Source organism: Pseudomonas lactucae, assembly GCF_036688725.1.
Taxonomy (GTDB): Bacteria; Pseudomonadota; Gammaproteobacteria; order Pseudomonadales; family Pseudomonadaceae; genus Aquipseudomonas; species Aquipseudomonas lactucae.
In genome coordinates this window covers 60,380-82,474 of sequence record NZ_JAQQPT010000027.1, presented here as the reverse complement: position 1 = coordinate 82,474, position 22,095 = coordinate 60,380, and the positions used below count along the sequence as shown (strand labels likewise).

Sequence of the window (22,095 nt, the reverse complement as noted above, 5' to 3'; positions counted from 1 at the left end):
CGAGCGCCCGAATTTGCACAACCTGCCACGCGAGCCGAATCACTGTTTGTGAAGGGCCTCCAACCTCGCCGGCAAATCTTCGTCGGGAAAACGCTCGTGCAACGCCAGCAACTGTTCGTCCGCCGCTTTGGTTTGCCCCGCCTCACGCAACCGGATAATTTCCCGCAGCCCCTCCTCCAACGAAGGCAGTGCAACCGGTGCGCGCTTGCTCATTTTTGCCATGGACTGATCTGCCAGCGCGCCGGCAATTTCAGCCTGAACCGGCGCACGTTCGGCCTGGGGCGCGGTGGCGATTCGGGCCATTGGCGCGGGTGCCGGCGCCGGTGCGGAAAGCGCTGGAGGTGCGGGCCGTGCGGCTTCTTCGTGCAAGGCGGAGAACGTCGCGGTGGAGATTTCCGGTTGCGGCACCGGCGAGCGCATGACCACGCCGATCATCAGTGCCAGGCCGGCCACGGTGGCGAATGCCATTTGCCAGCGCGGGCGTTGGCAGGCGTGCAGCCAGCGTTGCCACAGGTTCGGTTGCGGTGCCGTGGCTTCGCGGCGGGCGGCGTTGAGGATGAAGGCGTCGAGCGAAGCAGGCGGCTCGCCCGTGCTGTGTTGACGGAAATGCTCGATCAGCTCGTCGTCAGGGGTGTGTCGGGAGTCAGTCATACAGGTACCTCCTCGGCCAGCAGGCGACGCAATTTCTGCTGGGCGTAGCGCAAGCGGCTTTTTACAGTTTCCAGCGGGGTTTGGGTGAGCGCCGCAATCTGCGGAACTTCGAGGTCGCCATGCAGGCGCAGCAGGAACACTTCACGCTGGTCTTCGGGCAAGTCTTGCAGGGCCGCGTCAAGGCGCGCCTGGTCGCGGCTCAGGCTCAGCTGTTGCTCAGGGCCGGCGCTGTCGTCGGCCTGGGCGTGCAGTTGCTCATCGTAGCTGTCGTGCAGCGGGTTGTGGATGCCGTGCTTGCGCCAGTGGTCGATCAAGCGGTTGCGGGCAATCTGGAACAACCAGGTGCGAAAACTCGCCCGGCCTTGTGGCTGAGTGCTGCTGCGGATCAGGCTGAGCCAGGTCTCCTGGTAGATTTCCTCGGCCAGCTCGGCCTTGTTGCACAGCGACACGAGGAAACGGTACAGGCCCTGGCGATGGCGCGCGTACAAGGCTTCGAACGCCGCGGCGTCGCCGGTGCGGTAGCGGGCCAGCAGGGACTCGTCGCTGGGTGGGTTGTCGGGTACGGCCATCTAATGGGTGAACTCCTTTCTGTCAGCCGCAGCTGATCTAACGGTGGGAGGGAGCTTGCTCCCGTTGGGCCGCGAAGCGGCCCCTCTCTTTGTTTACACAGAATGGGACTGCTGCGCAGTCCAACGGGAGCAAGCTCCCTCGCCACAGGTCACTTTTTACCCCTTCAAAGCCTTAACTGACTGGCATTAGGGCAAGCCCCCTCCCACATTGGATCATTGTCGTATGTGGGGTCAGTGTTTCAGGCTTTGGGCCAATTCCACCAGTTGCACGAATTCGTTGCGCAGGCCAAAGGGATCATCACCCCGCGCCGAGCGGGCCAGTGCGGCGGTGTCTTTCAAACTCATGCTGCCAGTGTAGCGGCCATCGCCCTTGAGCTGTTGGGCGAAGGCGGCCACGGCGGCCGAGAAACGCAGATCGTCGCTGGCATTGGCGGACACATTGCCAACCGGCCGCTCGATCAAGCGGCTGTCACCGCCCGCCGCAGGCTTGTAGCGCACCCGCACCATCGCCAGCTCATCGGATTTTCCTTCAGCGGCAGGCGCGACGGCGTAGCGCAGCGGCTCCAGCCAGCCCTTCTGTCCTTTCGGCACGATTTCGTACAGCGCGGTGACGGTATGGCCAGCGCCGATTTCACCGGCATCCACTTTGTCGTTGTTGAAATCCTCACGCTTCAACGCGCGGTTTTCATAACCCAGCAGGCGATATTCGCTGACCTGGGCCGGGTTGAATTCCACCTGCAATTTTACATCCCGCGCCACCACGGCCAGGGTCGAACTGAGCTGGTCCACCAGCACTTTGCGGGCTTCACGCAGGGTGTCGATATAGGCGTAGTTACCGTCGCCGGCGTCGGCCAGTTGTTCCATCAGGTGTTCGTTGTAGTTATCCACACCGAAGCCGAGGGTGGTCAGCGAGACGCCGCTTTTACGCTGCTCGGCGGCCATCTGCTTGAGGCCGTCGAAGTCGCTGATGCCCACGTTGAAGTCGCCGTCGGTGGCCAGCAGGATGCGGTTGATGCCCTTGTCGATAAAGCCTTCGCGGGCCATCTGGTAGGCCAGTTGAATACCGGACGCGCCCGCGGTGGAGCCGCCGGCGGTGAGTTGATCGATGGCGTTGCGGATTTTGGCTTTATCGCGGCCCGAGGTGGGCGGCAGCACCACGCGTGATTCACCGGCGTACACCACCAACGACACGCGGTCCTGCTCGCGCAGTTGATCGACCAGCAATTTCAGCGTGCTTTGCACCAGCGGCAAGCCTTCGCGGCGGTCCATGGAGCCGGACACATCTACCAGAAACACCAGGTTGGCCGGCGCCAGCTCCGCCACGGCACGGTCGGACGCCTTGATGCCGATGCGCAGCAGTTGCGTGCGCGGGTTCCACGGCGTGGCGGCGACTTCGGTGGTCACGCCGAACGGCGAGCCATCGGTGGGCAGGGCATAGTGATAGGGGAAGTAGTTGACCATTTCCTCCAATCGCACGGCGCCTTCGGGCGGCAGGCTGCCTTGATTGAGGAAACGTCGTACGTTGGCGTAGCTGCCGGTGTCGACATCCACGCTGAAGGTGGAGACCGGTGTTTCGGCGACGCGATGCACCGGGTTGTCGGGCAGGTTGGCGTATTGCTCACGGGGTTCGCTGCGGTAGTCCAGCGTTGCGGACTCCTGCTTCGCCAGGCGTGCGGTCATCGGCGCGGGCATCGGCATGGGTTTGCTCCGCGCGCCCGGTACGGGATAGGGCTCAAGCACGGAGAGCGGGCCCGTATCGACCGGGGCGACCACATCCGGCGCGGGCGACACCCCGCAGCCGGCCAACGCCAACAACAGGGTAATGCTGAAGCCTTGGGTAGCAGGACGCAGGAAGAGCAGAGGGCGGGACATGGACTGAACCTCGTGAATGAATGATCCGTTCACAAGGTCAGACGCAAGGTGCGGGATATTCGGGTTAACCCGAATTCAGATAACACCACAGATCAATGGTGGGAGGGGCTGTGGTGTTTTCGGAACCGGGATCAGTCCGTGCCGTACTTGGGGTTGCGCGGGCCGTACAGGATCCCCGTGCGCTGCCCCGCCGACAGCAACCGAGCACTGGTGATACCGGCAATCGGGTGCGCCGCATCGGTGGAGCTGTTGATCACCTGCTTGACCGCTGCGGTGATCAGCATGCCCACCAGGCCGCCGCTGTTGTTGTTGCCCTCTTCGCTGGACGCCCGTGCCGAGCCGGTCCACAACGTGGTGCCGGTGCGCAGGTCGACCAGTTTGGCCGAGGCGGTCACGGCGGTGTCGCTGGAGATCAGCATGTACTTGGTGCCGTACTCGCTGACGGTGATGTACAACGCCGCGTCCGCACCGAAGATGTCATGCAGCTTGGTCGGCGGCAGGCCCTGGATGTCGTTGGCGGTGGTGAGGCCGTTCTGGCGGAAGGTTTCGTCCACCAGGGCGATCGGCATCACGTAGTAACCGGCTTCGGCCAACGGGTAGGTCACTTGCGAGACCAGGCTGTACGAGGCCTGTACTTCCGGCGATTCGTTGATCGGCGGCAGCACCAGGATCGACTTCGGTCGCGCCTGTTTGTACGCCGTGTAATCAATGGTCTTGGGTGCCGCGCAACCGCCGAGCAAAGCCAGGGCCAGCAGGGCGCCAGTGAGTTTCAACAGGCTCATTTGGTGGCCACTCCGGTCTTGGCGTTTTTCAGCAGAAAGTCCATGTACGCGGCGGACTCAGGGAACAGGGCCTTCTCGGTGCGAAATTCCTGCACCATCTGATCGTCCTTGCCCATGCTCAGGTACAGCATGCCCAGGTGGGCGTGGTAGCCCGGCGGCGCCTTGCGGCCACTGGCGTTGATCTTTTGCAGATCACGCTCCAGCGCCTCGACCTGCGCTTCCTTGGGCTCGCCCTTGAAGTACTCGTAAACCTGCGGCTGGTAGCTTTCCCATTGATACAGGGGTGGGGGCGCCGTCTGGCACCCGGCGACCGCCGCGATTGCTGTCAGCATCAGCGCTAACTTCACTGCCTTGCTCATCCGTGTACTGCTCCTTTAAGGGTTGCTGATCAGTTGCGCGGGTTCCAGGCACCGGCGTTGATACCATCGACCAGACGGTTGATCGCTTCGCGCATGGCCAGGTCCAACACCTTGCCATTGAGGGTGGAGTCGTAGCTGGCGGTGCCGCCGAAGCCGACCACTTCACGGTTGGACAGCGCGTACTCACCGGCGCCCTGGGTGGAATACACCACTTCGGAGGTGCTGATGTTGACGATGTTCAACGCCACTTTGGCGTAGGCCACCTGGGTCTTGCCACGGCCGAGAATGCCGAACAGCTGGCGGTCGCCGGTTTCCTTGCGACCGAACTCGGTCACGTCGCCGGTCACTACGTAGTCCGCGCCCTTGAGCTTCTGCGCGGTGCCTTTGATCGCGGCTTCCTGGGACATTTCGCCCATGTTGTCGCGGTCCAGCACGCTGAAGCGGTTGGTCTGCTGCAGGTGGGTGATGAGGATGGTCTTGGCCTGGCCGCCGAGGCGGTCGACGCCGTCGGAGAAGATGCCGCGCATGTAGCTGGAGCGGTTGTCGAACTTGCCCACGGCAATCGGCACGCGCACGCCGGAGTAAGCGACGTTGGCGCTGGCGACTTGCTCCACCGGCATCGCGCGATTGCTCTCGGTAGCGCAACCGGCCACGGTCAGCAGCGCTGCGGCGGTGAGGCCCGACAGCAGGATTTTGGAGAGTATTTTCACAGGGTGCTCCTAAGTGGGAAATCGGGTGCAGCCGAAAACGCTAGCGGGACGGAATATCGCGCAGGTCATCGACAATGAAACGGCTCAATAAACCGGTGTAGAACGTCTCGACGCTGGAGTTGCCCGTATTGGTCAGCACCCCGGCCATGGTTTTCATGTTCTGCCAGTCGCCCACGTATCCGCGCGGCATCAGCCCCTCGCGCACCTGGGAAAAATGCAGTACCTCGGCACCGGCCTTCTTGACCTTCACCTGGTAGTTGAAGTCGACACTGGCGAGGATGGTGTTGTCATCAACGATGGTGGTGATGAAGCCGCCCTTGGAGTCTTGAATGCGACGGGTGTAGACCACGTTCACATCCAACAGGTAATCGGCTTTGTCTTTGCTGGTGGCGTAGCGCTTGGCCTTGAGCAGGCGGTCGACCAGATCGACGCCCAGTTGCTGGCGAACCTTGTCATCGGGCAAGAAGCGTTCGTTTTTGCCGACTACTTCGACGTCAAAGGTGTCGAGCCAGTAAGTGGCGGTCTTGGGAATGGTCACAGGCGCCGGAGAAATGTAGTAATCCGGCTTGGAGGCGCAGCCCGCCAGTAGGCAGACGGCGAGGAATACGGCAAATGCGCGCATGTCTGAATTCGTCCCTGAAAAGTATCGTGCTTTAAACAATCGCGGCATTTTACGGGGTTGAGAGCGGTTCTCAAGGTGTTTCGTCGGTTGGTGTGCGGTGGTGCACGTTACTGAATGCGTCTAGCCACTGACCTGGCTTGCACTTTGTAAAGGCTGAATCTCCTCCCTGTAGTGAGCGGGCTTGTCCCGCGCTGGGTTGCGAAGCGGCCCCAGAAAGGTCACCACCGAGTATCAGGATTAACCGAGGTGCAAGTTTTAGGGCTGCTTCGCAACCCAGCGCGGGACAAGCCCGCTCACCACAACAGCCCATTCGCCATGGGTTTTCGTTTACCGGGAGTTGTATACCACTGTACCTGTGACAAGGGAGCTTGCTGTTCAAGCCTTGACCACAATCGTCTTGGCCAACATATCGCCCAGGCGACGACGCAGCCCGAACAGCACCAAAAAACCATCCAGCGGACTGAACAACAGCTTGCATGCGTTGCGCAAAAACGACTGGGGAATCGTGCAGATCGTGGGATACGGAAAACCCACAACCGTTATACGACACAAGCGTTTACCAAGGCTTTGACCCTTGGGCAAAGCGTCGCAAAACAAAAAGTACCCGAAAGCCAGCAGCGTTAACCCGGAGTGAACGACCTGCAGAAGCATCGGCCCCAGGACATCGTAGAAACGCATGCCGAGCCAAACCAGGACATATTTCAACAGTAAGATGAACACAACCACGGCCATATCGATGCTGAAGGCAAGGAGCCGATTGACGCGGCTGGCCCGGTTGTAAGTGTCCGCTGTGGTGGCTGGTGAACTCATCGCGATAAACCTCTGAGGTAAAAGGTGGCCAAGTACCGCCCGGCGTGAGAGCCGCGCGGTAACCTGGCCAATCGGCGCAAGCCCGGATTACTCGATCAGGTCCGGGCGAGTAAACCTTGCAGCGCAGGCGCCGCTAAGGTGCGGCTTAGAACGCGTAGCGCGCTTTGAGCATTACGCCATCGGCGTCGAAACCACTGCGAGCCTGGCGGGTGTAGCTGGCGCCGACGGTGAAGTCCGACACGTTGTAGTTCACGCCCACGCTGGCCTCGTAGCTGTCACGCGCCACCGATGCACCGGTCACGGTAAACGCCGAACCGCCCGCTACGAAGCTGGAGGTTTGCGCCACGCGGTCACCCATCAGGTCGTGATAGGCCATCAGCGTCGCTTCCGGCTGCAAGCGGCCGGCGCCCATCGGCAGGTTGCCGGCCAGACGCACGCCCGCGCCCAACTCGCCCACTTCATAGCGCTGCGAACGCGTGCTCAGGGCGGCCGAAGAACCTTTCTCGTCGTAGCCATCCATGCGCACATTGGAATAACGCGCGGCCACACGCGGCTCGATCACCACGGCTTGGGACGGCTTGAAGCTGTAACCACCGATCACGCTGGCCGACAACACGTTACTGTCGTAGCTGCCTTTGGCCGTGGTGCCAGCGATGTGGCGCTTGCTGTCGTTTTCGTTGTGGCCATAGCTGAGGCTGCCGTCGACGAACCAGTTTTGCAGGGCCCAGTTACCGTACAGCGACAGCGCGTGCCCTTCGACGTCGGTCTTGTTGCCCAGGTCGGAATGGAGGTTGGAATTGAGGTAGCTGTAGGCCACGCCCAAGGTGGTGGTGTCGTTCAAACGACCGTCCACACCCACCGCCATGCCGCTGCTGTTGGCCGAGTAACCGTTGTTGCCGCCACGACCGTCCTGGTCCATGTTGCTGCTCAGGCCCTGCACCCACACGCCGCCAACCTGATGGCTTTCACGCTGGTCGGTGAGGCGATTGAAGATCGCGCCGTTAACCACGGACTGCCCCGACAATGCCACATCGAGGGCGCCACGGTTGACGTCCGGCTTGAGCTGGTCGCCGACCTGCGCCAGTTGCTGCGCGGTGCCGGCGTTGGCCAGGGCCTGGAAGACTTGATCGTCCTGGCTGAGGGTGCTCAACACGCCGTTCTTGAAGCGGTTGACGGCCAAGGCAGAGGCCGCGCCGGCGCCCACGCCTGCCAGGTCCTGCTGAACCTGTTGGTCATTTTTAACCGCTACCACGGCCTTGACCGTTTGCGCATCGGCCGAGTAGCTGAGCACGTCCAGCAGCGATGAAGCGCTGGTCACGGACAACCCGTTGTTCTGCACGCTGGTGGCTTGCAACAGGGTGTACTGGGTGCCGTCGTTGGTGCTGGCGAAATCGCCCGGGTTGGCGCTGACAGTCAGCTTCGACGCTTGGGCGAAGTTGGCGGTGCCGTTGACGGTCAGGTACGGCGTGGTCGGCACGACGCTGTCGGACAGGTGCATATCGATGCCGGCGCCGCTGGCAACGTTGAGGTTGCCGGTGATGGCGGTGCCAGGCGCCGACAGGTTCAGCGAGCCCGCGTTGACCGACACCGGTGCGATGATGCGGCTGCCGGCGAAGTTGGCCTGGCCTGCGACGTTGACCGCATTGAGGTTGAGCAGGTCGCCGGTGATTTGGCCGCCGGTCCAGTTCAGGGTGGCGAGGTTATTGGCGTCGATGGCCGTGCCGGAATTGCTGCGGATTTCGCCGGCTTGCTGGTTGATTTCAAAGGGGGCGACCGGACGCGTCGGGTCGATATAAATCGCCGTCGAATCAGCGCTGATCGTGCCTCGGTTGACGACACCGCGCTCACCGCTCGGCGCGTTGGAAGTAAAGTTGACGCCGCGCAGGTCAAGGGCTACGGCGCTCGTGCCCTTGGCCTCGATGGTGCCGGTGTTGAGCAGGTAGTCGATGTTACCGCTGTAAAACTGTACCGCTTTGGCTTGGTTGCCGACCACAGACAGCAAGCCGCTGTTTTCAATCTTCAGGTCGTTGGTTTTGGTTTCGATCACAAACCCCAGCGCTTCTTCACCGGTGACACGAATGGTACCGGAGTTGAGAATCTTGCCGCCGACGGTCACCGGCATGTTGTTGTGCGTGTCCAGAATCAGCCCGTAACCGTAGTAGGAGGTGATATCGACCACACCGGAGTTGATCACATCGCCAGCGACACTCGTACCGTTGAGGTAGATACCCTCTGCATCGCTATCCGACCCGGTACCCGGCGTGTCAACGGTGATGATGGTTCCAGAGTTGATTACGCTGCCGCCGACGTTCGCCGCGCCGACTTCAAACCCCTCGGCCCAGGTCTGGTTGGTCAGCCTGATCGTGCCTGCTTGAACCACATCGCCGGTAATCGTCCCACCGCGGCTGAAGCCGTCCGAATCCAACGCGCCATCCACCACAAAACCTCGTGTGTTCAGGCCACTGCCATCAATGGTGTAGTCGGCGCGATTGGTCAGCGAACCCTGGATATTGGTATCGGCAACACTGGCACCGTCGATGTAGCGTTGAGTGGCCACAATATTGCGTGAACCCACCAAGGTCACCGGCTCGTTGAAGACCTGGTTTCTCCACACGTTCTGGCCAGTGCTCACATCAAATTCCACCGCACCCGCGTGGGCGGCGCCAGCGCTGACCATCAGCGCCAACAAGGTTTTCTGGAACGGCTTACGCTTCATTTCAAACTCCATGAACTACAGTCAAAACCGCCAAAAAGCCCGGCGGCGCTAGGTGTACTGAGCGAAGGATCAGGCGATCCAAATACTCACCCGCGTGCGCTTGCCGATTAGGCAGGCACGACGAATCGCACCGCGAGAGGCAGTGGCGAACAAAGGGGGGATAGGGAATAAAAGCTCACATCAATCCTTAATGTCTTCGAAAACGCTGCAGTCCATGCAGCCGACCGCGTGCGGGTAGGCGCGGTAAAGACCTCTGAATGTACGAAAAGGTTCAGGATTGTGTAGGAAAGTTGTGCAGTCGGTCACAGGGTGACGAGGTAAAAGAAGCTGGCCGGCCATGAACCGCAGCGATGCCCACCCGGCAACTCATACTCGAAAGCCTCATGGAAAAGTCGTCCCAATGCGCGCGCGCTCGTTCGAGAACCAGATGCCGGTGACCTTGCCCACCACGTCCTCCACCGCGACCTGGCCCATGAAGCGGCTGTCGTTGCTGTTGTTGCGATTGTCGCCCAGTAAAAAGACATGACCCGGCTCGACCTTGATCGGCGCCATTGCCTGCGATTGCGGCCCTTGCACCCGGTCGGCCGGTGCGTGAAACAGCCCGAGGTTTTCACCGTTATGGATCAGCTCACCGTTCACGATGGCTAACGTATCCCCTGCCACACCCGCCACCCGTTTGACCGCTTCGGTGCCATTCCAGCGATACACCACCATATCCCCGACCTGCGGCGCGCCGGCTTGCAGGTCGGCGACGATGTAGTCGCCAATGGACAGCGTCGGCACCATCGAGCCCGACGGAATGTAATAGTTCTTGAAGCCCAGCAACGGCACCCGAAAGACATCCAGCATCAGCACCAGGATCAGCACCCCGCCGACGTACAGAGCATGAACACGTTTACGCGGCACATTGGGCGCGCCGCTGTAGCGACGCGCCAATACGGCGGACACGATGGCGGAGGTCAGCTTGACCGTGATGACGAACGCGAAGAAGGCATACAGCCCAAGGGGCGTAGTGACCCACCCCAGGGCGCCCATCAGCGCGACCCCGCCGAGCAACAACGCGGCGATCCGCATGCCCCACTGCAGGCGGCCCACATACACCAGGCCCCAGCCGGGGATGAGGCAAGCCATCAGGAAGGCCTGGAGGGAGAGTTTTGCGGGTTTCATGGAAGGTCCTTTTTATCCGGCGAATGCCTACTTCAGCTCTTGCACCAGATAACGCCCGGAAATCTGCGTGATCCCGGTGAGCGCCCGACGCAAGGCCTCGGGGTCTGTGCGGTAGGTGAGCGGCGTGTAGCCGTAGACATTCTGACCATTGAACGGCGTGACCGCCTCGCTGGTGCGCCAGATCATTTCATCGCCGCGGTTCATCTGCGCCACCACGTTGAGGGTGGGGTAAATCACACTGCTGAAGCCCTGAGTCAGGCGAAAGCCCCACTCGGCCACGGTCAGTTGGATCTGCGCATCGGCGGGCTCATCGTCACCGACCACCTTGAGCGTTGAAGCCTTGCCCAGCGCATCGATAAAGCCCTGTTTGAGCAACACGCCTACGTCGATTTTTTCCGCCTCCATCACCGTCAAAATCGCCACGGGCGTCGGCATCTCGGCCAACTGCCCAACCTTCATGCCAGCCGCGAACCCCGCGCCGCTCAACGCCGCGGTGCCGACCTTGGAGGCGCCGCTGGCCATGCCGACACCCGCGCCAAGCCCTGCCCCCAGGGCCGCGCTCCAGGCTTGTTCACGGCCGAAGTACACCATGTTCTTTTCCCACTTCACGGGCAGGACTTTGACGGTCTTGATCTGCGCGCGGTTTTCGGGCGTCAGGGGGTGGCTGACGCAACCGCCGAGGATGAGGGTGGTGAGGAGGATGAAGAAGAGGTTTTTCACATCAGTCCTTTAATGTTTGCAGTTGAACAGCAACTGCCGGCAGAGCCTCGGCCCGGCCGGCACCCAAGGGGTTAGCTCATTTGCTTTCTTTGGCAATGGTACCCAGAGAAGCATCCTTGACCAGATAACGGCCTTCCAGATCGCTCAGCACTTTGAGGCTGTTGCGCGCCACGGCGAAACCCATTTCGACTTCCTGCTTGAGGTAAACCACCTGACCGGCCTTGACGTCGATTGGCATGTCCGCCCAGTTTTCAGCCTTGGAGCTGATCACGTGCTTGCCCGGCGTCACGAAAAAATAGATGTACTGGTTACCGCGGTTGTAACCCATCTCCGAGTTGGCTTCCTTGTCATCCAGGAACACGTTGAACCGTACCAGCATCCCAACGTTGCTAGGACGAACGACGTAAACCAGGCCCTTATCGGCCACGGCAGCCTTGGGCAACGAATAGCTCGCCACGTCAGCCTGCATTTTCTCCACCGACGGCGTCGAAGAACAGCCAAACAGCGTGGCCAGGGACAGAACAACAGCGGCTTTGCAGAACAACTTGATCATGTATTTCTTCCTTGTGGGTAGCGGTGCAGCGGTTTGAAAACACCGGCGAAGGCCGGGGTATTTTGGTTACGCGTTTGGGCATCGCCAGTGTTTCGGCAAGGGATGGCAGAACATGAGGCATTGTGCCACCACTCTGATACCTTGCGCGGTTTTGGGTGCGGGGCTTATAGTCCGGCCGTCGTCCAACAGGGCGATCGGATTTGGCGATCCGCTAACGAGTGCAAAAGCGATCTGCGTTTTTTGCAGGCCCCTTTGCACCCGCAGAGTCGCGTTATGGCGGCTGTGCGCGGGAGACCTTCGGGTCTGCCGGTTACTCGTTTCCGGTTCGCCAACCTGCGTACAGCTGCCACCTCATTCGTTTGGCGACGATCAGGTGATGGCTTTCATACCATCAAAACGAGATTTCAAATGAACCGATACATGCCCCTAACCGGCCACGATTGCACCATCCCCGCCCTGCTCATCGACACCCAGGCGCCCCTCGACGTCCTTCACGACGCCGCCGTGCACCGTATTCAGGTCGTCACCCAATTGCTGGAAAATCTAGCTTTCCGAGAACAGCTCAGCAGCGATGCCGTAGTGCTTTCAGACTTCGCCCATTTGCTGGCCATTCCGCTGCGCGATGGGTGTGATTTGCTGGATGTTATCAGTCGTAGGCTTAATGCTGATCCGTCCTGAGTGAAAATCGGGCGGCCGTAGCGTCGCCCGCTTTGTGCGTGAGCAGTACAACCAAATAAATCAACTAAATAAATCCGTCCCATTTATCCTTTTTCTACTGCCCCCTTTTCTATTCGAAGAGAAACTTATTTTCCGCCCAATTTAAAATCATCTAACTGCTTATTCATTTTTTCTAAAAAATTACTGGCAAAAGCATTATCAACCTTCAATAAAAGCCTCAAAACGTCGTAAACTTTCCACCTATGAAGATCAGGCGACTCAATCACAAAGATGAGGTGCTCACGTAGCTCTGGAATATACTCATAAAATTTTTTATCCTCCACCAACCAAAAAAACCCGGAAATCTCAAAAGGTCGACTATTTGATAAATGAATTATTTTCTTAATTGGCTCAAAAATCTCCCCCCTTGCTTCCTCACCATGTCCTCTATCAGAGGAGCGCGTGAAATATCCAACCAGCGCAGCCAATGCCAACTTGAATGTTTCGTCGTAACCGTACAACCTATGAACTTCGAGCTCTCCAATTTCATCCGCACGGCATAAAGCATTGGACAAATAAGATAATCCCTCTCTATACCCCCAGCTAGTCAACAACCTCGCTGCGGCAAATCTAATACTCTCCTCAGAGTGTCCCAATAGCTCCATGACACCTTGTACCCTACTACGCGGGATATCCTCGGCATCTATATCCGTAGCATCAACCGCATAATCTGCATTTGGAGGGACAGAATAGAGCAAATCCTCTATGTCTTTTTTCATTCGTGTCACCTATTTCTTTACAGGCTTAATATATTGAGAAGGAACGCAGCCTTTTATTAAGCACTCTCCATCTTTGGTGGCATTTTCAAGATCCTGTTGAGCAGCCTTCAAGCGCCTTGCATTTTCGTCACTGGCATTCACGGCAAATTTTCTTTCCGCCTGATCTACCTTCTGCTGCAACGCTGATTTAACGCTCGCATTGTCTAAAAATTCAACATTTGCTAATTTACCAGCATCTATATCTTTTTGCATTTGTCCCACATCAATAGCAATTTGATGCGCCCCGTAATTCTTTATTTCTCCAGCAACAACTGGATCTGTTGTAGAGATATAAGGAGAATCCTTAGAGTTGCCACCTCGAATATGGGACTGAATGGACCCTTCACCATTCAGGTTCGACTACAAAAGGGACAGATTTATTTAATGCACCTTTAAACTCTAGTTTAAATAAATCCACCCCCTTTTCTGATAAATATTTAGCCGTCAATATTTAATCTAACCTGGGCACCGTCCGGCAGTTCTTTAATTTGACTGGCTATATCTGCTCTGAATCTCATTCCCTCTACTGCATCAGCCAAGTACAAATTATCCAGCACAAATTCCCCCCCCAGTACAAACGGCACCTTAGGTAACAAACGCTTCCCGGGAGGGAGCTGACCGTTCTGCTTTTGCCATTGATGCGCTAACGGATAACCCGTAAGTACTTCATAATCACTGAGGAGAATTTGCGCCCAGTGTTCAATATTATCAGCCAAGTATTCTAACGAGCCTGTTTCGGGGTCAAAGGTATAGATCTTACTGTCTTTAATGCAGAACTGCCCACCAAAAACATCTTCAGCAAAAAAAAGGCAATCATCAGCCAGGCCCTTGTAGCTACTGCGCCACAGAGCACTCTCGTTCCAATCACAAATGCCAATTTCGCTCTGACTAGAGTGCGTAGGAAATACATGCAAAGCACTTTCTAAAGCATAAAAACCATTACGCTGGCACAGCATTCCCAAAATTTCATCAGCTAAAGTGCCTGCCAATCTACACGATTGCCCTAACATTTCCGGCTCATGCTCGCTCAAAGATGAACTTGCGTTCGATAGCAATTTATCCAAACTAGCCATATTCTAATCCACCACGTCTATTCGAACCTTCGTTCCGTTTGGCAACCCTCTACATTGAGCACCAATACAAGCACCGGCCCCACGATTGTCGCTAGGGTTGATATGTCTTACAGAGGCCCCTTGACCACCTTCTTGGAACATTGCAGGTGGATACTCATCACGGTCAAGACCTGGTTTGGTTTCAATACCGCGCAAAGAATCACGCCTATTTGATGCCGTATTCACGCGATCTATGGTCAGAGTGCCAGGTTTACCTGCGTCAATAGCGTCTTCGATGTGTTGTGCTGACTCAGGAAAGCGGCCTTTGCTGACTGTTACAACCTTTTCAACGTCACTCCCAGCGGCACCTGTCGCTTTTGCAGCCCCTAACTCCGCACCTTCAACAATTCGCCCAGCAGTCTTGCTCGCACCTCCCAACCCGCCGCCGAACACCATGCCAACCATTTCGGCATGATCACCCTTCATGGTCTGCTGGACGGCGAGGCGCGTGTCGTCCTGATTTGTATCTTGGAAATCACGAACGATAGACTGTTCTGCCTTGGTTAGCCCGCCGCTCTGATCATATTTATCCAGCGCTGCATTGCCCGCCTCCACGTCCAGACGCTGCGCATTACAACTCGTAGGGTCATCACACTTCAACAGCGTGATGCCAGTTTTTTTATCACTGATTTCTGCGTACTTAGCAGCCACATCGTTACGGCAGGAGGAAGGGCTGGCTGCCCCACGGCATCCTTTCAAATCCTTAACCAAATCATCAACTTCGTGGTGATTCAGATAGTTATATGCCGTGGCATTTTTCGCAATTTCAGCTCCTTTCTGTACGTCACCGTCAGTTGCCGCAGCAGCCGCTATCCCCACTAATTGCGAAGCAGCTAACAACAGTGCTGGATCGCCATTTACCACTTTCGCTAATGAGGTTACCAATGCTTCGTTAGCTCCCGCAGCGAGAGCGCCCGTAGCGAAACTGCCCCCGCCAGCTTCACTTAAAAGCCCACCGACCAGAGCGTGCAGAGCGATTTTTTGAGGCCCCGAGTCTGACCATTCTTGGCCTTTCGAGTAATCGCCTACCGCGTTAAAGGCGACTGCTTGCAATGTGCTCTGCAACTGCGAGCGCATGGAACTGCCGAGATTGTCTCCAAAACTACCTCCTTGAATAGCAGTGCTCAAACTAGCTTGGGCAACGCCCTGCGCTCCCGAATAGGCGGCAAACTTACCAATGCCAGAGGCGGAACTGAGGTCAAAGCCCTTTGTGATGTGATTGACGTTGTCGCCCGTTACACCGAACGCCGGATCAAGCACTCCAGCGGTAAAACCTGCCGCTAGTGCCCCAGTCGCGTACCCCTTCAGGGCTTTACTTGACGTAATGTCTTGAAAAGTCGCACCGATATTCCCGCCGTTATTGATGAAGCTGACGGTGCTCCCACTGGCAACTGAAGTTAACGCAGCGGTCGCCATGACGTTGCCCCAACCAGCTGCCGCAGTCCCTACAGCCGTACCGGCCGAAACCATTGCAGAACTGCCTGCTGCGGCCATTGCCGTACCAGACCCAGCACCGGCACCCGCGGCAGCGCCTACCGCGCCGCTTGCGGCCCCAGCCGTCAAAACTGTCACGATGATGATGATCGCCAGCATGGCTCCTTGGCCTAAGCTGGAATGGCTGTACTTGAACGAATCATGCAATTCCTGCACCTGCCGCCAATCCACATCCCCACGCTTCTCAGCTTCTTTCAACCAAGCCAACTGCGGATCCGCCTTGACCATCACATCAATCGTCTGGCTAACCGTATTCTGATCGATCTGTTTGATATCAATCTTCAGCCCGTTGACGGCCTTGATTGCCAATGCCCCCTGCGCCACCAGTTCACTCTGGCGCAGCGTCTCGTCGGTATTACCCTTGCCCTTGGCGCTGGTCCACGCCAAGTCACTCTTGCTCTTCTCGTGGCTTTCTTGATGCAGGTCTTTGACCGCCTCGAACGTCACCGCGCCGCCACTGGTGATCGCCAGGTCCTTGCCGCTGTTTAGCTTGGCTCGCTGATACAACTGATCGCCGCCGCTGATAAGCGACAGATCACCACCAGTCTTGATCTCGGTACCCACATTCGTGACGCGGGTGACTTCATCGCGCTTGGTCTTCTTCGCGCCCCAGCCGCCCTTCTCCTTCATGTCGTAAAGGGTATGCGTGCTGTTCTGCGCCGCCAGCAAATTCAACTTATCCCCGCTATACAGATAAGCCTCATTCCCCGCACTGATCCTGCTCGCCACGATCGTGGTGTCACGCCCGGCCTGGCTGGTGAAATTCCCACCCGCCGTCAGCACGCTCGCCACTTGCGTGGTCTGTTCATCTGCGGTCTTGATGCGTTTCTTGCCGTGTTTTTCCTTGCCCTCGACGTTGTGCACATCGCTGACCGACGCCACGTTGAAGTCACGCCCGGCGTCGACGTTGAAGTCTTTGCCGGCGGTGGCATTGCTACCGATGATGTTGATGTCCTGCCCGGCCTTCATGTTCAGGTTGCCGCCGGCGGTGACGGTGGCGGCGCGGTTTTTGACGTCGGTGGTGATGCTGGATTTTTCGCCGCGATCACGGGTTTCGTGCTTGACGCTGGTGTCGCTGGCGGCGATGAGGTTGAGGTCGCGCCCGGCAGTTAAGTTGGCGTCGTTGCCGGCGGTGAGGGTGCCGCGGCTGGTCATGTCACGCCCGGCGTCCATCGCGAGGTTTTCGCGCGCGACGATGGTGCCGGCGCTGGTGTCGGTGAGGGTGCGCATGCCCGCGCCGTCGCGCACCTGGATGGCGGTGTTGTCGTTGGTGATGTCGCCTCTGAGGGCCGCAAGGCTGACTTGCTTGCCGCGAATTTCGCCGGCCATGGCGTTGCGGATGCTGTCCTGGGCCAGCAGGCTCAGGTTGTTGCCGGCCTCGGCCAGGCCACCGTTGTAGATGCTGGCGTTGCTGACGGCGGAAAGGTTGTTGCTGGCGCGCAGGGTGCCGACGTTGATCAGGTCGCCGCCGGTGAACAGGTTGAGGTCGCGGCCCTGGATCAGGCTGTTGCCGCGCACGTTGCGCGACTCGGCCTGGGCCAGGTAGAGCACGGGCACGAGGACGGTCTGGCCGTCGACCACGCGGTTTTCCATCCACACGATGTCGTGGGTCAGGGCGCCGACTTGCTGACTGGTGAGGGTTACGCCGAGGCTCAGGCGCAGGGCGTCCTTGCTGGCGAGGGCGTTGTCCATCAGGTAGCGGAACTGGTCGGCGTCGCTGGTCAGGCCGCCGGCGAGGAAGCGTTGGCCGGTTTGGGCGAGCACGGCGTCGCGGATCAGGCGGGTTTCGTATTGGCCATCGCCGAGGCGGCGCCAGGCGTTATCGCTGGTGAAGCCGAGTTTGCCGAGCATGTAGTCGGAGCTGAAGAAGCCCGTGAGGGAGGCGAACTCGGGGTTGGTCTCGATCAGGTAGTGGCTGGTCGGGTCAGGATTTTTAACGAACAGGCCATACTCGCCCTTGGGCAACTGGAAGTTGGGCGCGGTGGTGGGGTCGACCGGGGCGAAGGCGGTGCCGGTGTAGTCCACGGGCACGAAGCCGCCGCCAGGTGCAACGCCGGCCACAGGCAATACGCTGCCGGGCGCCTGGGCGCTCGGGTCGTTGGCGTGTTTGCTCAGATTGATGTTGATGCCACCGACGGGGATGCCGGTCTGGTCATCGCCAAGGGTGCCGGTCAACTGGGCCAGGGTGTTGTTATGCAGCGTGCCGTTTTGCAGAGTACGGGTGACGTTGAGGTTGACGGTGCCACCGGCTTGCATCGTGGCGTTGTAGCCGGGACCGCCGTTGTCGGTCCAGGTGGTGACGTCGCTTGAGTGGGCGAAAGGCCAGATATTGGGTGAGCGGTTTTTCAGTTCTTCGAAGCGCGCCTTATCGAAATGACCAGCCGCCGTGGCCGCATTGAAAGCGGGAACGTCGACATATTGCATGCGTTCAAACAAATCATCAGAAACGTGACCTGGCGTGGCGACGACAAGCTTACGCTGCCCTGTGCGCGTCGCGGCACCCTGGTTCAGCAGGTCACCGGCGGTGATACTCAGGTCGCCATTGGCAGCCATCAGGCTGTAGCGGTTCTGTACATTGTCGCCTTGCAGCAGCATGTTTTTGCCCGCTACCAGGCGCGCCGCTACCGAATCCTTGGTCGCCGCCTCAAGGTACGTCTCGTAGATGGTGATGTCGCCTTTCTCCCAGTTGTCTTTCTCACCGCAGTGCTGGTGACAGATCCAACTCAAGCTGCCGGTGGTCAGCGTCTGTCCGAGTTCGAATTCATCCTTGGCGTTTTCGATAAAGCCTGCATTGATACCGATCGAGCCTTCGCTTTCCACGGTGCCGGAGCGGTTGCTGAACAGCACAGCACGCCCGCCATCGCGTGCGGCGAAGCTCAAGTTGCCCTTGCTGTAGACATCGCCATACAAGTTGCTGAAACCATTGCCGCGCAAGGTCATGTCGCCGCCGCTGAACAGCAGCGAATCGGCGGCGTTGGTGATGCCATTCACGGCGGTGAGGTTCACCGCGCCCTGGGCGCCCAAGGTGCCACGGTTATTGATCTGCGCCGCCGCGATATCCAGCTGCTGACGCGCGGTGAGGAAACCGAGGCTGTCGAGGGTGCCGGTCAGGCTCAGACGGGTGTTGGTACCCGCCAGGCGGCCGCCGTTCTGGCTGAGGTTATTGGCTGTCACGGTGAGTGTTTGCAGGGCCGATACGCGGCCGCTGTTGGTCATGTCGCCGGTGGTGATGCTCAGGTCACCGTCACTGAGCAGTTCGCCGCCGTTGTCCAGGCTGGCCACGTCGAGGATCAAGCCCTTGCCGCTGGCCATGCGGTCGCCGACCTTGAGGCTCAGGCCCTGGGCGCTTTTGTAGGTGAGGACTTCGTTGAGTTGCACACGGCCCAGGCCATCGACTTTGCCGAAGGCCCAGTCGGCGGTGCCCATGCCGTTGATGGTGCCCTGGCTGCCGGTGAGGCTGGCGGTATTGATGCGGAACAGGCCAGTGCCGGCGTGCTGCAACAGACCGGCCTGGTTGTTCAGGCTGGCGGCGTCGAGGCTGAAACCTTGACTGCCGAATTCGAGGATGCCGTTCTGGTTATTGACGGCGCCGCTGAGGTTGAGGCTGCTGGTGACACCGTTCAAGGCGCGCAGTTGACCACTCGCGCTGTTGTCGAGGTTGCCGCCGCTGACGGTCAGGCCCTGGTTGGCCTCGATCAGGCCGCCACGGTTGGTCAGGGTGTCGCGTGAGGTGAGGCTGAGCAGGTTGCCGCTGATCTGGCCGCCCGCGCTGTTGTCGAGGGTGGCGCCGCTGACGGTGACTTGTTCTTTGCCGAACAGTTTGCCGCCACGGTTGGCCAGGGTTTCGACAGTCAGTTGCAGATTGCCGATCAGGCTTGCCATCAGGCCGTCGCTGCCGTTGTCGACCTTGTCGGCGGTGACGGTCAGGGTATCGCCTTGCACGGTGCCGCCCTGGTTATCGAGGCTGCCGGTGGTCAACTGGGTGAGGGCGCCGCCGCTGAGGATCAGGCCCTTGCGGTTGCTCAGGTCCTGGCCGCTGTAGCTCAAGCCCCCGGTGCCGGCCAGCAGTTGGCCGCCGTCGTTGTTGTTCAGGTGCTGGGCGGCGATATCCAGGCGTATGCCGCGCAGGGTGCCGCCGGTGTTGTTGAGGGTGGTGAGGGCCTTGACCAGGACGCTTCGCTCGCCGGCATCGACCACGCCGCCAACGTTGGTCAGCAGGTCGCTGACGTTGAGGGTGACGTCGCCGCCATCGCTGACCAATGCGCCCTTGGCGCTGTTGTTGAAGTTCTGCGCCGTCACGTCGACCGTTTGGCCAAGCAGGACGCCGGCGCTGTTGTCGAGGCGCTCACCGCGCAGTTGCAGCAGGCCTTCGCTCTGGATGCGGCCTTGGGCATTGAGCAACTGGCCCGGGCCCTTGAGCAGCAGGCTCACGCCCTGGACGCCGCCGGCCAACAGGCCGGCATTACGGTTGTCGAGACCGGAAGCGCGCACGTCGAGCTGGTCGCCCACTACGCGCCCGGCGCGGTTGTCGATATCGCCACCAGCGACGTCGAGCAACAGTTGCTTGCCGACGATCACGCCGCTCTGGTTATCCAGGCTCGCGGCATGCAGTTCGATATTGCCCTGCCCGGCCTGCAAACGGCCCTGTGCGTTATTGAGCTGTTGCGCGGTCACGAGGGTGAGCTTGCCGGTGTCGGCGCTCAGCACACCGCCTGCGTTGCTGCTGAGGCTGCCGGCGTTGAGGTTCAGGTCGGTGCTGGCCTGGGCAAACCCTTGGCTGTTGTTGAAGGCGTTGGTGACATTGAGGGTGAGCGCGCCGGCGTCGGCCTGGATCAGGCCCTTGAGGCTGTTATCCAGCGAGGCGGCGTTCACCGTGGTAGCGCCGGCGACCACTACGCCGTTCTGGTTGTTGAGACTGCCCGCGTTCACGGTCAGGGTGTTGGCGATGATTTGCCCGCCGCTGTTGTTCAGGTCGGCACTGGTGAGCACCAGGCTGCCGCCGGCCATTTCGATGCGGCCTTGGCGGTTATCCAGCGAGGCGCTGTTGAGGCTTGCGGCCTGGCCGTCACCAAAACGAATCAGGCCGCCGAGGTTGACGATGGCCGGCGAATTGATCGCCAGGCTCTGTTCGCCGAACAGGCGTGCGGTAGCGCCCTGGTTGGTCAGTTTGGCGCTGCTGACGTCGACGGTTTTGGCCTGGATGATCGCACCCTGGTTGGTCAGCGCTTGCGCGGCGGTGATCGCCAGTGCGCGGCTGGCCAGCAGGTTGCCGCTGGTGGTGACGGTTTGCGCGTTCACCACCAGGTCACCGGTGGTGTTGCGGGTGTTGTCGGGGGCGACGCCGGCTTCGATGATGCCGGAGTTGTTGACCGTGGCCGCATTGATGTCGATGCGTTGGCCGGCGGCCACACTCTTCTGGTTGACCAGCGCCTGGGCACTGGTGATCTGGACGTTGCCGGCGGCGTAGACCTTGTCCGTGAGGTCGACGTTCTGCGCGGTGGCCCGGATGTTGCCGGCGGTGGCCGCCGTCTGCGCCATGCTCAGGCGCCCATTGGCGTCCAGCTGGATATCGCCGCCACTGGCCGCGAGCGTGCCGTCGAGCTTCACGCCCACACCGGCTTCGGTGCCGACCAGTTTGATCGCGCCGGCATACATGCCGCCCAGGGCGCTGGAGTCGATGGCCAGCTCAGGTTTGGCACTGCCGTCGTCGGCGCGTGCGGTGGCGCTCAGGGTTTGTGCATCCACGTCATTGCGACCGGCAATCACGGTGAGCTGGCGTGCGTTGATCTGCGCGTTGATCTTGGCCGAGCGGGTGATGATTTCGAAACGGTCGACGTCGCTGGCGTTGAGGCCCTGACCGTCGATGGTCACGGCGCCGCCATCGACCTGGTAGCTCTTGAGTTGGCCGGCCGCGTCGAGCACCGGTTTGCCGGTGGTGAGGGTGACGTTGGGGGTGTTGATAAAGCCGCAACCGCTGCAGGTGATGCCGTAAGGGTTGGCAACGATGACCTTGGCCGACTGCCCCGCCACTTCGGTGTAACCGCGTAACTGGCTGGGGTTGGCGCCGGTGACTTCGTTGAGGATGACGTTCGCGGCGCCGCCCTTGAGGTTCGGGTTGCCGACGATGTAGCCGCCAAGCTGGGTGTTGGTCACGGCGCCGTTGGCGTTGTTGAGGATCACGCCGTTGGGGCCGACGTTGTAGTCCGAGAACTGGTTATGGGACACGCCCGCGCCGTTGGGCGTGGCGATGTTCACCACGGGTACGCCATTGCCCGCCGCGCCCACGGTGGTGCCCGGCGCGCTGACCACGATGCCTTCGGCCTGGGCCAGCAGCGGCTGCCAGAACAGCGCGTTGACCAGAATCAACGCCAGGCCGCGCTTGGGCAGGCCGAGGAACGAATCCCGACGCTTCAACACAGCGGAAGGTTGGCGGACCAGGAAGGCAAATTGGCGAACATCCATTTTCAGATTCTCGTTACGGCG

General features: G+C 59.7%; 17 protein-coding genes. 1 reads left to right on the top strand and 16 read right to left on the bottom strand.

Translation table 11 applies throughout. The features are described 5' to 3' along the window. Positions 1-39: 39 nt before the first annotated feature. From V6M90_RS26135 to V6M90_RS26080, 12 genes are all read right to left on the bottom strand, one after another. Positions 40-651, bottom strand: coding sequence for a hypothetical protein (locus V6M90_RS26135; protein ID WP_332847358.1), 612 nt, complete (start codon positions 649-651; stop codon positions 40-42). Beyond that, positions 648-1,220: an RNA polymerase sigma factor gene (locus tag V6M90_RS26130; protein ID WP_332847357.1), complete on the bottom strand. Its 573-nt coding sequence runs from the start codon at positions 1,218-1,220 to the stop codon at positions 648-650. Before V6M90_RS26130 ends, V6M90_RS26135 begins: the two co-directional genes overlap by 4 nt. Before the next feature lie 231 nt (positions 1,221-1,451). Beyond that, positions 1,452-3,092 (bottom strand): vWA domain-containing protein, encoded by a 1,641-nt coding sequence (locus V6M90_RS26125; RefSeq protein WP_332847356.1) that lies wholly within the window; start codon positions 3,090-3,092, stop codon positions 1,452-1,454. Between the two features lie 131 nt (positions 3,093-3,223). Beyond that, complete coding sequence (locus V6M90_RS26120; RefSeq protein ID WP_003170918.1) at positions 3,224-3,874, bottom strand: DUF799 domain-containing protein; 651 nt, start codon at positions 3,872-3,874, stop codon at positions 3,224-3,226. Beyond that, positions 3,871-4,233 (bottom strand): DUF4810 domain-containing protein, encoded by a 363-nt coding sequence (locus V6M90_RS26115; protein WP_003170917.1) that lies wholly within the window; start codon positions 4,231-4,233, stop codon positions 3,871-3,873. Before V6M90_RS26115 ends, V6M90_RS26120 begins: the two co-directional genes overlap by 4 nt. Positions 4,234-4,262: 29 nt before the next feature. After that, positions 4,263-4,943: a CsgG/HfaB family protein gene (locus tag V6M90_RS26110; RefSeq protein ID WP_332847355.1), complete on the bottom strand. Its 681-nt coding sequence runs from the start codon at positions 4,941-4,943 to the stop codon at positions 4,263-4,265. A 40-nt stretch (positions 4,944-4,983) separates the two neighbouring features. Beyond that, positions 4,984-5,565, bottom strand: a complete 582-nt coding sequence (locus V6M90_RS26105) for a hypothetical protein (RefSeq protein WP_332847354.1) — start codon at positions 5,563-5,565, stop codon at positions 4,984-4,986. A 375-nt stretch (positions 5,566-5,940) separates the two neighbouring features. Beyond that, positions 5,941-6,375 (bottom strand): RDD family protein, encoded by a 435-nt coding sequence (locus V6M90_RS26100; RefSeq protein ID WP_332847353.1) that lies wholly within the window; start codon positions 6,373-6,375, stop codon positions 5,941-5,943. 145 nt (positions 6,376-6,520) lie between these two features. Then, complete coding sequence (locus V6M90_RS26095; protein ID WP_332847352.1) at positions 6,521-9,091, bottom strand: autotransporter family protein; 2,571 nt, start codon at positions 9,089-9,091, stop codon at positions 6,521-6,523. A 381-nt stretch (positions 9,092-9,472) separates the two neighbouring features. After that, the gene (gene lepB, locus V6M90_RS26090; RefSeq protein ID WP_332847351.1) at positions 9,473-10,258 is read right to left on the bottom strand and encodes a signal peptidase I; all 786 of its coding nucleotides are present in this window, start codon (positions 10,256-10,258) and stop codon (positions 9,473-9,475) included. A 27-nt stretch (positions 10,259-10,285) separates the two neighbouring features. Continuing rightward, complete coding sequence (locus V6M90_RS26085; protein ID WP_332847350.1) at positions 10,286-10,978, bottom strand: hypothetical protein; 693 nt, start codon at positions 10,976-10,978, stop codon at positions 10,286-10,288. Between the two features lie 76 nt (positions 10,979-11,054). Continuing rightward, positions 11,055-11,447 carry a DUF2846 domain-containing protein gene (locus V6M90_RS26080; RefSeq protein ID WP_198140481.1) on the bottom strand — a complete coding sequence of 131 codons (393 nt, stop codon included), beginning with the start codon at positions 11,445-11,447 and terminating at the stop codon, positions 11,055-11,057. 504 nt (positions 11,448-11,951) lie between these two features. Here V6M90_RS26080 and V6M90_RS26075 point away from each other — a divergent pair. Then, entirely contained in the window at positions 11,952-12,209 is a 258-nt protein-coding gene (locus V6M90_RS26075) for a hypothetical protein (protein WP_078822827.1), read from the top strand. A 125-nt stretch (positions 12,210-12,334) separates the two neighbouring features. On the opposite strand, the gene V6M90_RS26070 is transcribed toward V6M90_RS26075, so the two are convergent. The 4 genes from V6M90_RS26070 to V6M90_RS26055 form a co-directional block, all read right to left on the bottom strand. Further along, positions 12,335-12,967, bottom strand: coding sequence for a hypothetical protein (locus V6M90_RS26070; RefSeq protein ID WP_078822826.1), 633 nt, complete (start codon positions 12,965-12,967; stop codon positions 12,335-12,337). Positions 12,968-12,976: 9 nt separating this feature from the next. After that, positions 12,977-13,219 carry a hypothetical protein gene (locus tag V6M90_RS26065; RefSeq protein WP_080547054.1) on the bottom strand — a complete coding sequence of 81 codons (243 nt, stop codon included), beginning with the start codon at positions 13,217-13,219 and terminating at the stop codon, positions 12,977-12,979. 224 nt (positions 13,220-13,443) lie between these two features. Next, the gene (locus V6M90_RS26060) at positions 13,444-14,079 is read right to left on the bottom strand and encodes an SMI1/KNR4 family protein (protein WP_332847349.1); all 636 of its coding nucleotides are present in this window, start codon (positions 14,077-14,079) and stop codon (positions 13,444-13,446) included. Between the two features lie 3 nt (positions 14,080-14,082). Further along, positions 14,083-22,074 (bottom strand): two-partner secretion domain-containing protein, encoded by a 7,992-nt coding sequence (locus V6M90_RS26055; protein ID WP_332847348.1) that lies wholly within the window; start codon positions 22,072-22,074, stop codon positions 14,083-14,085. Positions 22,075-22,095: the final 21 nt, after the last annotated feature.